The sequence below is a fragment of the Pantoea sp. B270 genome (assembly GCF_018726825.1).
Lineage (GTDB): Bacteria > Pseudomonadota > Gammaproteobacteria > Enterobacterales > Enterobacteriaceae > Pantoea > Pantoea dispersa.
Genome location: NZ_JAHCSX010000003.1, coordinates 144,663 through 160,071, shown reverse-complemented (window position 1 = coordinate 160,071; position 15,409 = coordinate 144,663). Strand labels below are relative to the sequence as shown.

Annotated in this window: 8 protein-coding genes; 7 read left to right on the top strand and 1 reads right to left on the bottom strand. The window is 61.3% G+C overall.

Annotated elements, in window-relative coordinates:
• Nucleotides 1–49: 49 nt before the first annotated feature.
• On the top strand, nt 50–1,303 hold the full coding sequence (gene lysA / locus KOL70_RS20325) for a diaminopimelate decarboxylase (protein WP_021506686.1): 1,254 nt from the start codon (nt 50–52) through the stop codon (nt 1,301–1,303).
• Entirely contained in the window at nt 1,303–1,755 is a 453-nt protein-coding gene (locus KOL70_RS20320) for a GNAT family N-acetyltransferase (protein ID WP_021506687.1), read from the top strand. The genes lysA and KOL70_RS20320 overlap by 1 nt, the downstream gene beginning before the upstream one ends.
• Before the next feature lie 235 nt (nt 1,756–1,990).
• Here the strand turns inward: KOL70_RS20320 and galR are convergent, their stop codons facing one another.
• A complete protein-coding gene (gene galR / locus KOL70_RS20315) occupies nt 1,991–2,992 on the bottom strand; it encodes an HTH-type transcriptional regulator GalR (protein WP_031279486.1) in 1,002 nt (333 codons plus the stop codon).
• Nucleotides 2,993–3,188: 196 nt separating this feature from the next.
• Here galR and KOL70_RS20310 point away from each other — a divergent pair, with 196 nt between their 5' ends.
• The 5 genes from KOL70_RS20310 (at nt 3,189) to KOL70_RS20290 (ending at nt 15,397) form a co-directional block, all read left to right on the top strand.
• Entirely contained in the window at nt 3,189–5,462 is a 2,274-nt protein-coding gene (locus tag KOL70_RS20310; protein ID WP_031279488.1) for a molybdopterin-dependent oxidoreductase, read from the top strand.
• A gap of 311 nt (nt 5,463–5,773) precedes the next feature.
• Entirely contained in the window at nt 5,774–7,504 is a 1,731-nt protein-coding gene (locus KOL70_RS20305) for a penicillin-binding transpeptidase domain-containing protein (protein ID WP_021506690.1), read from the top strand.
• Nucleotides 7,505–7,947: 443 nt separating this feature from the next.
• On the top strand, nt 7,948–9,153 hold the full coding sequence (locus KOL70_RS20300) for an MdtA/MuxA family multidrug efflux RND transporter periplasmic adaptor subunit (RefSeq protein WP_058780292.1): 1,206 nt from the start codon (nt 7,948–7,950) through the stop codon (nt 9,151–9,153).
• Complete coding sequence (locus tag KOL70_RS20295; RefSeq protein ID WP_215481477.1) at nt 9,150–12,299, top strand: multidrug efflux RND transporter permease subunit; 3,150 nt, start codon at nt 9,150–9,152, stop codon at nt 12,297–12,299. Before KOL70_RS20300 ends, KOL70_RS20295 begins: the two co-directional genes overlap by 4 nt.
• A complete protein-coding gene (locus KOL70_RS20290) occupies nt 12,296–15,397 on the top strand; it encodes an efflux RND transporter permease subunit (protein WP_215481476.1) in 3,102 nt (1,033 codons plus the stop codon). Before KOL70_RS20295 ends, KOL70_RS20290 begins: the two co-directional genes overlap by 4 nt.
• Nucleotides 15,398–15,409 lie beyond the last annotated feature (12 nt).

Genomic DNA, 15,409 nt, shown 5'->3' with positions numbered 1-15,409 from the left:
GCATCACTGTGCTGTGGCTAAATGACAGCAACGACTCAGGAGAATGCTCATGCCACGTCCACTTAACGATTCCCAGACGGCGCTTAACGCCACAAATCTGCTGCCGCTGGCGCAGCGCTACAGCGGCCCGTTCTGGGCTTACGATGCCGAAATCATTCAGCAGCGTATTGCGCAGCTCAGCGCGTTTGACGTGGTGCGCTTTGCGCAAAAGGCCTGCTCGAATATTCATATTCTGCGGCTGATGCGCGCTGCCGGCGTCAAGGTCGATTCGGTCTCGCTCGGCGAGATCGAACGTGCGCTGGCCGCCGGTTTTCAGCCGGGCGGCGAGGATATTGTGTTCACCGCCGATGTGCTGGACTCGCCGACGCTGGCGCGCATCGCCGAGCTGAAGGTGCCGGTGAATGCCGGCTCAGTGGATATGCTGCATCAGCTCGGCGCGGTTTCGCCGGGTCACAGCGTCTGGCTGCGCATTAATCCGGGCTTTGGCCACGGTCACAGCCAGAAAACCAATACCGGCGGCGAAAACAGTAAGCACGGCATCTGGCACAGCGATCTGCCGCTGGCGCTGGCGGCGATTCAGCAACACGGCCTGCAGTTGGTGGGGCTACATATGCACATTGGCTCCGGCGTCGATTATGGCCATCTGCAGCAGGTGTGCGACGCGATGGTCGACCAGGTAGTGGCCTTTGGCCAGGACCTGCAGGCCATTTCGGCGGGCGGTGGGCTGTCGATTCCTTACCGCTTTGGTGAGGAGGCGATTGATACGCAGCACTATTACGGGCTGTGGAACGGCGCGCGCGAGCGTATCGCGGCGCACCTCGGCCATGCGGTGAAGCTGGAGATCGAGCCGGGCCGTTTCCTGGTGGCGGAGTCGGGCGTGCTGGTGTCGCAGGTGCGGGCGGTGAAGCAGATGGGCAGCCGTCACTTTGTGCTGGTGGATGCCGGTTTCAGCGATCTGATGCGTCCGTCGATGTACGGCAGCTATCACCATATTTCGCTGCTGCCTGCCGATGGCAGCGCGCCGGGTGAGGCGCATGTGGAGAGCGTGGTGGCCGGGCCACTGTGTGAGTCGGGAGATGTGTTTACCCAGCTGGAAGGGGGCAAAGTGGAAACCCGCGCGCTGCCAGCGGCACAGGTCGGCGATTATCTGGTGTTCCATGATACCGGCGCTTACGGCGCATCAATGTCCTCCAACTACAACAGCCGTCCGCTGATCCCGGAAGTGCTGTTTGAGCAGGGCGTGCCGCGTGAGATTCGCCGTGCGCAGACCATTCAGGAACTGCTGGCGCTGGAGCTGAACTGATGCGCATCGTGCCGCTCAGCAGTGTGCCGCATCACGCCAGCCAGATCACCGACTGGCTATGGCAGGCGTTTGGTGACGGCACCTCGCGCGCGTTTTACGACAGCATTGTACGCAGTAGCCTGAACGGTGCCGCGTTTCCGGTGACCTTTGTCGCGCTGGACGAGGATGACGTGCCGCACGGCACGGTAGGGTTCTGGCGCTGCGATTTGATTAGCCGTCAGGATCTCTATCCGTGGGTTGCCGCGCTGTATGTGGATGAAGCGGCGCGCGGGCAGGGACTGAGCGCCGCCCTGCAGCAGCACGTGCTGGACTATGCCCGCCAGCGCGGCTATGCAACGGTGTGGCTGTGGTCAACGTTTGGCGGCTACTACGAGCGATTCGGCTGGCAGTATCAGTGTGATGCGCTGGAGTTTCCTGAGGTGCAGGTGAAGGTGTATTCGCAGGATTTATAGGAGGTTGGGTGCGCGCTGGCCCTCACCCCAACCCTCTCCCGCAAGCGGGCGAGGGGGCTGACCGTGCTCTCTGGAACGTCCCCTTTCCGCAAGGGCTGACCGCGCGCGCTGGCCCTCACCCCAACCCTCTCCCGCAAGCGGGAGAGGGGGCTGACCGCGCTCTCCTTGCCGCGCGCTCTGGAACGTTCCCTCTCCCTCAGGGAGAGGGTTAGGGTGAGGGAAAGCCCGCACTCGTTTAACCTGGTCCACCCACCGAATGCCGCCTGACCAGCGTCGGGCTAAACATATTGGTCACCTCCGGCAGCGCGGTGCCGTTGGCCAGCGCCAGCGCCAGCTGCGCGGCCTGCTGCGCCATGGTCACAATCGGATAGCGCACCGTGGTCAGGCGCGGACGCACGTAGCGCGACACCAGCACATCATCAAAGCCAATCAGCGACATCTCTTCGGGCACGCGAATGCCGTTATCGCTCAGCACCGCCAGCGCACCGGCGGCCATCGAATCGTTGTAGCACGCCACCGCGCTCACCTGCTTGCCGCGTCCGAGCAGTTCCGTCATTGCCTGCTCGCCACCGACCTCATCCGGTTCTCCCCACGCCACCAGCCGGTCGTTGCACGGCAGACCGTGCTCCTTCAGCGCATCGTAGTAGCCCTGCAGCCGATCTTCGGCGTCAGAAATGGTGTGCGTCGAGCAGATAAAGGCGATCTGCGTATGACCCTGCTGAATCAGGTGGCGCGTAGCCAGCCAGGCGCCGTAGCGGTCATCCAGCGCAATGCAGCGTGACTCAAACCCCTGCAGCAGCCGGTTCAGCAGCACCATGCCTGGCACCTGCTTCATCAGCAGCTCTAAATCGTCATCGGGAATTTTCTTGGCGTGCACCACCAGCGCAGCACAGCGATGGCGCATCAGCTGTTCAATCGCCTGACGCTCTTTCTGCTCATTATGGTAACCGTTACCAATCAGCAGAAAGTTGCCGGTTTGCCCGGCGACTTCATCGACCGCTTTCACCATCGCGCCAAAAAACGGGTCTGACACATCGCCTACCACCAGCCCGAGCGTTTCGGTGGATTGCTGCGCCAGCGCGCGGGCATTGGCGTTCGGGTGATACTGCAGCTGTTCCATGGCCTGGGTAACGGCGAGGCGCGAACTCTCGCTGGCTTTGGGCGAATTATTGATGACGCGGGACACGGTCGCGACCGACACCCCCGCCATGCGGGCAACATCCTTAATAGTAGCCATGCAATGGTCGACATCCGGGAAAACGTTTACACATGCTCTCAGTGTTACGGAAAAGCCCGGCAGCCGCAACCCGCCAGAATGTCAGCGCTGTCGCAAAAGTGCGGAAAATCAGACGCTCACGGTGAGGCTTTAGCCCGGTAACGGCACCGTGCTATGCTGCCAGCCTGAATCACACCTGCCTGCCGGACCCATAACCATGAAAACTCGTGTGCCGCACCTTGCGCACTGGGGCGCGTTTACCGCCGTCACCGAAAATCAGCGCCTGATTGCCTGCGAACCTTTCTTCGCCGATGCCGATCCTTCCCCGATGATCCACACTATCCCTGAACTGGTGTACTCGGATAAACGCATCCGTCAGCCGATGGTGCGCCGTTCGTGGCTGAAGTCGCGTGAAAACAGCGATCGCACGCTGCGCGGCCGGGAAGATTTTGTCGCCGTGGACTGGGACACCGCGCTCGATCTGGTGGCGGAAGAGAACCGCCGGGTGCGCGACCGCTACGGCGCTTCCGGCATTTTCAACGGTTCGTACGGCTGGTCATCAGCCGGTCGCGTTAACCATGCGCGCACCCTGATTCGTCGCTTCTATTTCCAGGGCGGCGGTGGCGTTGATCAGCAGGGTAACTACAGCTGGGGTGCGGCACAGTTCTTTCTGCCGTACGTGATTGGCACTTATATGCCGCTCACCGGCCGCGTCACCGACTGGCCGCAGGTGGTGGAGCACGCAGAAATTTTCGTCGCCTTTGGCGGCCTGGCGCTGAAAAATGCGCAGGTGGCCTCCGGCGGCGCCGGCGAGCACAGCCTGAAACCGGCGCTGCAGCAGCTGAGCGCCAAAGGCACGCCGATCATTAACATCAGCCCGATGCGCGATGACTGCCCGGCATTCGTTAACGCCGAGTGGATTCCGATTCGCCCGAACACTGACGTGGCGCTGATGCTGGCGCTCGGCTATGAAATTACCCGCCGCAACGCGATCGATGAGGCTTTCCTCGCCAGCCACTGCACCGGCTGGCCGCAGCTGCGTGCCTATCTGCTGGGCGAAAGCGACGGCGTGGCAAAAACGCCCGCGTGGGCCAGTGCGATAACCGGCATCCCGGCGGCGCGTATCGCGCTGCTGGCGCAGCAGCTGGCGGGCAAACGCAGCTTCATCACCTGTGCTTATGCGGTGCAGCGCGCCCATCGCGGCGAGCAGCCGTACTGGATGATGATTGCGCTCTCGTCGATGCTGGGCCAGCCGGGACTGCCGGGCGGCGGCTTCTCTTTTGGCCATGGCTCGATGAACAGCGTCGGCAATCCGCGCCAGGAAGGCCCGGCGCCGCTGATGAGCACCGGCCCGAATCCGGCGAACCTGTCGATCCCGGTGGCGCGCATCAGCGACATGCTGCTCAATCCCGGCCAGCCGTATGCGTTTCAGGGCGAGACGCTGCACTATCCCGACATTCACCTGGTGCACTGGGCAGGCGGCAATCCGTTCCACCATCACCAGCAGCTCAACCGACTGGTCGAGGGCTGGCAGCGTCCGGATACGGTCATCGTGCAGGATATCGTCTGGACGCCCGCGGCGCAGATGGCGGACATCGTGCTGCCGGCCACCACCACGCTGGAGCGCAACGACATTGGCGGCTCCTCGCGTGACCGCTTCGTGCTGGCGATGCACCAGGCAATTAAACCGCAGCATCAGGCGCGTAACGACTTTGATATTTTTGCCGATCTGGCCGATCGCCTTGGCTACCGCGATCGCTTTACCGAAGGACGCAACGAGATGCAGTGGATTGAGCATCTTTACCAGCAGTGCGCGCAGGCGCATGCGCAGCTGGACATCGCGTTCCCGGAGTTCGAGGCATTCTGGCAGCGCGGTTTTGTTGAGATTCCGCAGGGCGGCAAGCCGTACGTGTTTATGGATGATTTCCGCGCTGATCCGCAGGCGCATCCGATTCACACCGCCAGCGGCAAAATTGAGCTGTTTTGCCAGACCATCGCCGATTACCAGCTGGCGGATTTCGCCGGGCATCCGGAGTGGCGCGCGCCGCAGGAGTGGCTTGGCGCAGCGCTCAGCGCGCAGTTCCCGCTGCACATGATTTCGGTGCAGCCTGCGGATCGCCTGCACAGTCAGCTGGATGCCACCGCCACGGTGCAGGCCGGCAAAACTGCCGGTCACGAAACGCTGTATATGCACGTTGACGACGCCGCCGCGCGCGGTATCAGTGACGGCGATGAGATTGAAGTGAGCAACGCGCGTGGCCGTATGCTGGCTGGCGTACGCCTGACGGACGGCCTGACGCCCGGCGTGGTGATCATCGCCACCGGCGCCTGGTTCGATCCCGGTTTTGGCAAAGCGTGGCAGCCGTGGGACCGCGCCGGCAACCCTAACGTGCTGACGCTCGACATCGGGACCTCGTCGTTAACTCAGGGCCCGAACGCCATGAGCTGCCTGGTGGAAATCAAAAAACACGCCAGTTGCACAATCGGCTAACAATCTCACCGCTGGTTACATTTTGCCGGTAACTGTTGCGTTTGAGTGATAGTTTCTGCGCTGAGCAACTTGCTACAGTCAGGGTCCCAGAGGTATTGATGGGTGAACATCAACAGTTTTCTTGATTACACCGACCTGCGCAGATGCGCAGGTTTTTTTTGCCTGCGATCTGCCGGTGTGAAGCGTCCCGTTGCGGTGACCTCAATCGGGCATAAACGAACTGATACATTGTTTTCCTGTCAACTCGCTTTACCTTTCTTTATAACTGCAGCTAACCCCTTTGGATTCATCTTTTATCGCAGCGGATCGCCATGCCCCCGATTAAAAAATTTCTGGGAAAAGACCAGATTAAAGCCCCGTTTAACCCGTTTCGTTTTCGTCTGATTTGTCTGGGCGTATTAGGCTGCATGGGCCTGCTGCTGGCGCGCGTCGGCGATCTGCAGCTGATCAATCATCCGATGCTGGAGCACGAGGCCGACCAGCGCTCGCTGCGTACCGTGACGCTGCCGACCAACCGCGGCACGCTGCTCGACCGCGACGGCCAGGCGCTGGCGCTCAGCGTGCCATCGCGCGATATCATCGCCGATCCGCTGCGCGTGCTGGAGGCCAATCCCGATTTCACCAGCGCCAAATGGAGCTATCTGGCGGCGGCGCTGAATCTGCGACCGGACGAGCTGCGCGCGCAGATCACCGCCAATCCGAAAAAGCGCTTCCTCTATCTCGGGCGCAAAATCGAGCTGGGCATTGCCAAAGATATTGCAGAGCTGCATCTGAAAGGCATCAGTTCGGTGTATGACGACAGCCGTTTTTATCCGATGAGTGAGGCCGCGGCGCCGCTGATTGGCATCGTCGGGGCGGACAATAACGGGCTTAACGGGCTGGAGAAGGGCTTTGACCGGGTACTGCAGGGCGAGCCGGGTAAAGAGGTGTATCGCCAGGATGGGGACGGCAACATTATTGCGATGATCGATTACGAGCCGCCGAAGCAGCCGCCGACGGTGCAGCTCAGCATCGATAAGTTTGACCAGTTTACGCTGTACAGCAAGCTGCGCGACGGCGTGCTGCTCAACAAGGCCGATTCGGGCGCGGCGGTGCTGGTGAAGATCGACACCGGCGAGATCCTCGCTATGGCGTCTTATCCTTCGTTCAACCCCAACAATTATGACAACGCCACGCCGGCGCAAATGCGCAATACCGCCATCAACGACAGCTACGAGCCCGGTTCGACGGTGAAACCGCTGGTGGTGATGGAAGGGCTGCAGCGTCATCTGGTTCGCCCCGATTCGGTGATCGACACCACGCCCTACAGCGTCAACGGCCACCTGATCCGTGATGTTGGCCACTGGCCACGCCTGACCATGACCGGCATTTTGCAGAAATCCAGCGACATCGGCGTGTCGCACATCGCGCTGGCAATGCCGGCGGAAGCGCTGGTGAACACCTACCAGGCGTTTGGTCTCGGCAAGCCGACCGGGCTGGGGCTGACCGGTGAGAGCGTGGGTTACTTCCCGCTGCATCGCCAGCGCTGGGCGGACATCGAGCGCGCCACCTTCTCGTTCGGTTACGGTCTGCGCGTAACGCCGCTGCAGATTGCGCGTGAGTACGCCACGCTCGGTTCGTATGGCGTCTATCGCCCGCTGTCGATCACCAAAGTGACGCCACCGGTGCTGGGCAGGCAGGTGGCGGATCCGCAGATCGTGCAAACCGTGGTGCACATGCTGGAGAGTGACGTGCTGCCGGGCGGTACCGGGGTGAAAGCAGCGGTTCCGGGCTACCGGCTGGCGACCAAAACCGGCACCGCGGAGAAGATGGGCAGCAGCGGCAAATATGACGGCGGCTATGTCAACTACACCGCCGGCATCGCGCCGGCCAGCCATCCGGAAGTGGCGCTGGTGGTGATGATTAACCATCCTACCGCTGGCGATCACTTTGGCGGATCGGTGGCCGCGCCGGTATTTGGCAACATCATGGGGCCGGTGCTGAAACACATGAACGTGGCACCAGACGCGATTTACAGTAAACCGGCATCAGATAAATCTTAACGAAATCAGGATGTAAACGCACAGTCGAGCTTTTCACACCTCGTTGCATTTCGCCGAACTCCGTTGCGATTTGCGGCTGTTATCCGTGCCGCCATTGCGCGACGATAAAGGTCCCAGAGGTATTGATTGGTGTGAAGATCGGCTGCTGTGGCAGCGATACCCTTATGGTATTCACCCTGTTCGGTTGCACCGACCCACGCGGATGCGTGGGTTTTTTTTGCCTGTAAGTTGTCCTCCTCTCCCGTTTATAGCGCCTGCGCGCGCCATCACCGACCGCTGCCGGGCGCGGTTTAAATCCTGCATCTCTTAACGAAACGCTTACGGTTTGCGTATAGAAAACGTTCTGGCGATCCGCCGATAATGCGCGTCGTGATGATTTTCGCTGAAATAATCCCCTGCTTACCGGGGTTTTTACCCACACTTTTGCTGATCTGAAGACGCTGATGACTATCCATGCTCCCCGTTCTGGTTTCTCCCGCTGGCTGAAATGGCTGCTTGTGTTGCTGGTGCTGCTGATCGCGGCAGGCGTGATCTGGCGTGTGGCAGGCGGCAAGCGGGGCGCAGCACCCGGCGACCTGCCGCCAGGCGGTCATCGCGGCGCGGCGCAGATGAGCGGCCCGGCAACGCTGGTGCACAGCGGCGTTGCCGCGACGGCCGACGTGCCGGTGTACCTGAATGCGCTCGGCACGGTGATCCCCAACGCCAGCGTCACCGTCACCAGCCGCGTGGCCGGGCAGCTGCAGCAGGTGTTCTTTACTGAAGGGCAGAAAGTCAGCGCCGGTCAGCTGCTGGCGCAGATCGATCCGCGCAGTTATCAGGCGACGCTGGCGCAGTATCAGGGCGATCTCAGCCAGAACCAGGCGCTGCTGCACAGTGCGCAACTGACGCTGGCACGCTACAAAAAGCTGGCAGCGCAGGACTCGCTGTCGCGCCAGGATCTGGATAGCCAGATTGCTACCGTCGGCCAGTATCAGGGCGCGGTGGCGGCGGATCAGGCGCAAATCGCCAGCGCAAAACTGGATATTGAGTATGCCCGCATCACCTCGCCGATCAGCGGTCGCGTGGGCCTGCGGCTGGTCGATCCCGGCAATATGGTGCAGACCAGCGACACCACCGGCATTGTGGTGGTGACGCAAATGCAGCCTGCCGCCGTGACGTTCAGCGTGCCGCAGAGCTACATCGCGCAGCTGACGCGCGCACTGCGCAACGGCCAGAGCCTGCCCGCGACGGCCTTCGATCAGGACAACAGCAGCGTACTGGCGCAGGGTGAGGTGAAGTACATCAGCAATCAGATCGATACCAGCACCGGCACCATCGAACTGAAAGCCAGCTTTCCTAACCAGGACGAAGCGCTGTTTGCCAACCAGTTCGTTAATCTGCGTCTGCAAACCGGCACGCTGAAAAACGCGACGGTGATTCCGGCGCAGGCGCTCCAGCTGAGCAGCGACGGGAGCTTTGTGTTTATTATCAACAAAGATAATAGCGTGACGCGAAAAGCGGTCACCACCGGACCGGCACTGGGGGAAGATCGTCAGGCGATCCTGCAGGGCGTGGCGCCAGGCGATCGTCTGGTGACCGAGGGGATCGATCGTCTGACTAACGGCAGCAAAGTCCAGCTGGCTGACGACAGCAAAAGTACCCAGCCATGAATCCGTCTCGTCTGTTTATCCTGCGCCCGGTGGCGACGATTCTGCTGATGATCGGCGTGCTGATCGCCGGCCTGTTCGCTTATCGCTTTCTCTCCACCTCGGCGCTGCCGCAGGTGGATTATCCGACCATTCAGGTTACTACCCTTTATCCTGGCGCCAGCCCGGACGTGATGGCCTCATCCGTAACCTCGCCGCTGGAGCGTCAGCTCGGTCAGATGGCCGGTCTTAGCCAGATGACGTCTGCCAGCTCGGGCGGATCATCGATTATCACCCTAAAGTTCAGCCTCGATCTGTCGCTTGACGTCGCTGAACAGGAAGTTCAGGCGGCAATCAACGCAGCGAATAATCTGCTACCGGACGATCTGCCCAATCCGCCGACGTATAAAAAGGTCAATCCGGCCGACAGTGCGGTGATCACGCTGGCCGCCAGTTCCGACACGCTGCCGCTGACTGAGGTGCAGGATCTGGTGAACACGCGCGTGGCGCTGAAGCTGTCGCAAATCAACGGTGTGGGGATGGTGACCCTGGCGGGCGGTAATCAGCCGGCGATTCGCGTGCAGATGGATCCAAAAGCGCTGGCGGCGCACAAGCTGTCGCTGGAAGACGTCAATACGCTGATCGCCAACAGCAACGTCAACGGTTCGAAAGGCGGCTTCGACGGCAAATATCACTCGGTGACCATCGACGCCAACGACCAGCTGCGCACCGCGGCCGAATACGGCAATCTGATTCTCACCTGGCAGAACGGTGCGGCGCTGCGGCTGAAAGATATCGCCCATATCGAACAGGGGCCGGAGAATCGCTTTCAGTCGGCGTGGGCCAATAACCGTCCGGCGATTGTCATCAGCGTGCAGCGCCAGCCCGGCGCCAACGTCATTCAGGTGGTGGATAGCATTAAAAAGCAGCTGCCCGTACTGCAGGCGGCGCTGCCGGATGGCGTGAAAATGCGTGTGCTCGCCGATCGCACGCAGACCATCCGCGCCTCGATCAGCGACGTACAGTTTGAACTGATGCTGTCGATCGCACTGGTGGTGATGGTGACCTTCCTGTTTCTGCGCAACGTGGCGGCGACGCTGATTCCCAGCGTGGCAGTACCGCTGTCGCTGATTGGCACCTTTGGCGTGATGTATCTCGCCGATTTCAGCCTCAACAACCTGTCGCTGATGGCGCTGACCATCGCCACCGGGTTTGTCATTGATGACGCGATTGTGGTGGTGGAGAACATTTCGCGCCGGCTGGAGCAGGGGGAAACGCCGATGCAGGCCGCGTTAAAAGGCTCGCAGCAGATTGGCTTCACCATTATTTCCCTGACGTTTTCCCTGATTGCGGTCCTGATTCCGCTGCTGTTTATGGGGGATGTGGTCGGACGGCTGTTCCGCGAATTCGCCATCACCCTGGCCGTGTCGATTCTGGTGTCGATGGTGGTGTCGCTGACGCTGACGCCGATGCTGTGTGCCTGGCTGTTAAGGCATATTCCTGAGGCGCAGCAGTCACGCTTTGCGCGCAAAGGCGGCGAGCTGTTTGACAAACTGGTCCGCGGCTATGACCGCCTGCTCAGCGTGGTGCTCAACCATCAGAAGCTGACGCTGCTGGTGGCGCTGGCAACCTTTGCACTCACCGCGCTGCTGTATCTGGCCATCCCGAAAGGGTTCTTTCCCACGCAGGATACCGGGCTGATTCAGGGGGTGACCGTGGCGTCGCAGGATGTCTCCTTCACGGCGATGGCGCAGCGTCAGCAGGCGCTGGCAACGGTGATCCTGCAAAATCCGGCGGTCGAGAGTGTGTCCTCAACCATTGGTATCGACGGCAATAACACCAGCCTCAATAGCGGACGCCTGCAGATCAACCTGAAAGCGTTTGACCAGCGCGACGTCAAAGCCGATGAGGTGATTGCGCAGCTACAGCAGGCGGCGCGCCAGGTCGCCGGCATTCAGCTTTATCTGCAGCCAGCACAGGACCTGACGGTCAACGATCAGGTGACGCCGAGCCAGTACCAGTTCACCCTTGATGATGCCGACAGCGAAAACCTGGTGCGCTGGACGCCGCAGCTGATAGCTGCGCTGCAGCAGCGCCCGGAGTTTAATGGCGTGGTCAGCAACCTGCAGGATCAGGGGCGCGTGGCCTATGTGGAGCTGAATCGCGATAAAGCGGCGCGCTACGGCATCACGGCAGCTGACGTCGATACCGCGCTGTACAACAGCTTTGGTCAGCGGCTGGTTTCCACCATTTTTACCCAGGCGAACCAGTATCGCGTGGTGCTGGAAGTGGCGCCGCAGTATCAGCAGTCGCCGGCGTCATTTGATGACGTTTATCTGCCGGTGAGCAGCAGTGCATCAACCAGCAGTGACAGCGACAGTGAGACCACCACCACCGGCATGGTGAAACTCACCGCCATCGCCAGCGTGCATGCGCGGACCGGGGCGCTGATGCACATGCGCCTGAATCAGTTCCCGGCGGTGATGGGGTCGTTCAATCTTAACCCCGGTTATTCGCTGGAGGAGGGGCAGCGGGCGATTGCGCAGGTCACGCAGCAGCTTAAACTACCCGCCAGCATAACGCTGCGTTATCAGGGTGAAACCGCGGCGTTTCAGAGTGCCACCGGCAATACGCTGTGGCTGATTCTGGCGGCGCTGATCACCATGTACGTGGTGCTGGGCATTCTGTATGAGAGCTTTATCCATCCGGTGACCATTCTCTCCACGCTGCCGTCGGCGGCGGTCGGGGCGCTGCTGACGCTGATGCTGGCGGGCAGCGAATTCAGCCTGATCGCGCTAATTGGCGTCATTCTGCTGATTGGCATCGTTAAAAAGAACGCCATTATGATGATCGACTTCGCGCTGGAGGCGCAGCATAAGCAGCATATGACGCCGCGCGAAGCGATTCACCAAGCCTGCCTGCTGCGCTTCCGGCCGATTCTGATGACCACCATGGCGGCGCTGCTTGGGGCGCTGCCGCTGATGCTGGCCTCCGGCTCCGGTGCTGAACTGCGTCAGCCGCTCGGGCTGGTGATTGTCGGTGGCCTGCTGGTGAGCCAGGTGCTGACGCTGTTCTCCACCCCGGTAATCTATCTGTGGTTTGATGGGCTGGCGCAGCGCGGTAAGCGCTACGTGCAGCGCCGGCAGCAGCAGGCGCGGGGCGAGCCATGAACATCACCCGGCTGTTTATCTTTCGCCCGGTTGCCACGCTGCTGCTGACGCTGGCGATCCTGCTGCTCGGGGCGCTGGGCTACCGGCTGCTGCCCGTCGCGCCGCTGCCGCAGGTGGATTTTCCTACCATCATGGTCAGCGCCAGCCTGGCCGGCGCCAGCCCGGAAACCATGGCGGCCACGGTGGCGACGCCGCTGGAGCGTTCGCTCGGCCAGATTGCCGGTGTGACGGAGATGACATCGACCAGCTCGCAGGGCTCGACCAGCGTGATACTGCAGTTTGAACTTGACCGCGATATCAATGGTGCGGCGCGCGACGTGCAGGCGGCGATCAATGCGGCACGCAGCCTGTTACCGAGTGCTATGGAGTCGCTGCCGACCTATCGCAAAGCGAATCCCTCGGACGCGCCGATTGTGATGCTGGCGCTTACCTCCGCCACGCGCACGCCGGGTGAACTGTATGACCTCGCCGAAAGCAAAATTGAACAGGCGATGGGCCAGGTCAGGGGCGTGGGCGAGGTGTCGCTGATGGGCAGCGCGCTGCCGGCGGTCCGCATCGATCTGCAGCCGCAACAGCTGACGCACTATGGCATTGCGCTGGATACGGTGCGCAGCGCCGTCGCCAGCAGCACCACCAATCTGCCGAAAGGCATGCTGCAGGGCAGCAGCCAGTCCTGGATGGTGGACGGCAACGGCCAGCTGGACAAAGCAGCACAGTACCGCGACCTGATAGTCAGCTACCAGGCGGGTAAGGCGGTACGACTGCATGACGTCGCCACGGTGTATGACTCGGTGGAGGATCAGTATCAGGCCGGCTTTCTCAATTCACAGCCGTCGGTGATGATCGCCATCAAGCGTCAGGCCGGCGCTAACATGCTCGACACCATTGATGCCATCAAAGCGCAGCTGCCACAGCTGGAGAAAGATCTGCCTGCCGATACCCAGCTCAAAGTGGTGGTAGACCGTTCGCCAACGGTGCGCGCCTCCCTGTATGACACCGAAGAGACGCTGCTGGTGGCAATGCTGCTGGTGATTGCCGTGGTATTTGTCTTCCTGTGTAATTTGCAGGCGGTGGTGATTCCGGCGCTGGCGCTGCCGGTGTCGTTAATCGGCACCTGCGCGGTGATGTATCTGCTCGGCTACAGTCTCGATAACCTGTCGCTGATGGCGCTGATCATCGCCACGGGCTTTGTCGTTGATGACGCCATCGTGGTGCTGGAAAATATCACCCGGCATATCGAAGCCGGTCTGAGTCCGCTGCGTGCCGCCCTGCGCGGTGCCCATGAGGTGAGCTTTACGGTGCTGTCGATGACGGTGTCGCTGGTGGCGGTGTTTATCCCGATTCTGCTGATGGGCAGCATTGTTGGCCGCCTGTTCCGCGAATTTGCGGTGACGCTGACGGTCTCGCTGCTGATCTCCATGTTTGTCTCGCTCAGCCTGACCCCGATGCTGTGCGCCCGGCTGCTGCGGCCGAAGCCGCAGGTCACCCGGCGGCCGCATCCGCTCTATCAGCTAATCGAAAATGCGCTCAACGCGCTGCTGGCCGCCTACGCGCGTGGCCTGGCGTGGGTGATGGCGCACCAGAAGATCACCCTGCTGAGTTTGCTGCTCACCGTGCTGCTCAATCTGTTTCTGTTTAGCGTGGTGCAAAAGGGCTTTTTCCCCAATCAGGACACCGGCCTTCTGATGGGCGCCCTGCGCGCTGACCAGAACATCTCCTTCCAGGCGATGAAGCCAAAGATGCTGGCGTTCACCAAAATCATTGAGGCCGATCCGGCGGTAGACAGCGTGATGTCGTCAATGGGCAGCGGCATGTTTGGCTCGCGCAATAGCGCCAACTTTTTTGTCCGGCTGAAAGATTTTGACCAGCGCAGCGCCAGTGCCACCGAAGTGGCTAACCGGCTGAGCCTGAAAACCCGCCATATTGCCGGGGCGCAGCTATTCCTGATGGCCGCGCAGGATCTGCACATCGGCGGGCGCAGCGCCAACGCCACTTATCAGTACAGCCTGCAGGCTGACGATCTCGACCTGCTGCGCCGCTGGACGCCGAAAGTCCAGGCGGCGCTGGCCGCGATACCGCAACTCAACAGCGTGGATTCCGATGCGCAAACCGGCGGACAGGAGGTGGTGATCAACATCGATCGCGACAGCGCCACGCGGCTGGGCGTCAACGTGCAGATGCTGGACACGCTGCTGAACAATGCCTTTAGCCAGCGACAGATTGCCACGCTCTATCACACGCTCAATCAGTACCATGTGGTGATGGCCCTGCAGGACAGCGACACGCGCGATCCGGCCATGCTGCAACAACTGTATGTGATTAACGACAGCGGCGATCGCGTGCCGCTGGCGGCCTTTGCCCGCTTCAGCGGCGGCAACGCGCCGCTGTCGGTTGCGCATCAGGGCCAGTCAGCGACCAGCACCATCGCCTTCAACCTCAACGACGGCGTGTCGCTGGAGCAGGCGCAGACGCTGATTAAGCAAGCGATGGCACAGCTGGGGTTGCCCTCCAGCATTCAGGCGGGCTTTGCCGGCACCGCCGCAGCGTTCTCTCAGCTCACCGCCACCATGCCGTGGCTGATTATTGCGGCGCTGGCGGCGGTGTATATCGTCCTGGGCGTACTGTATGAGAGTTACATTCACCCGCTGACCATTCTCTCCACGCTGCCGTCGGCAGGCGTCGGGGCGCTGCTGCTGTTGCTGCTGACCAATACGCAGCTGACGGTGATTGCGCTGATCGGCATCATTTTGCTGATCGGTATCGTCAAGAAAAACGCCATCATGATGATCGATTTTGCCCTGCACGCCGAGCGCAGCCAGGGGCTGTCGCCGCAGCAGGCGATTACGCAGGCGTGCCTGATGCGCTTTCGGCCGATCATGATGACCACGCTGGCCGCCTTCTTCGGCGCTCTGCCGCTGGCGCTGGGCAGCGGTGGCGACGCTGATTTACGCAGTCCGCTGGGGATTGCGATTGCCGGCGGTCTGGCCCTGAGCCAGCTGCTGACCCTGTTTACCACGCCAGTGGTCTATCTCTGGCTGGATCGTCTCAGCCGCGCCACCCAGCGTCAGTGGCGGCGCGTGCGTCATGTGGAATCCTGATTGATGAAAATG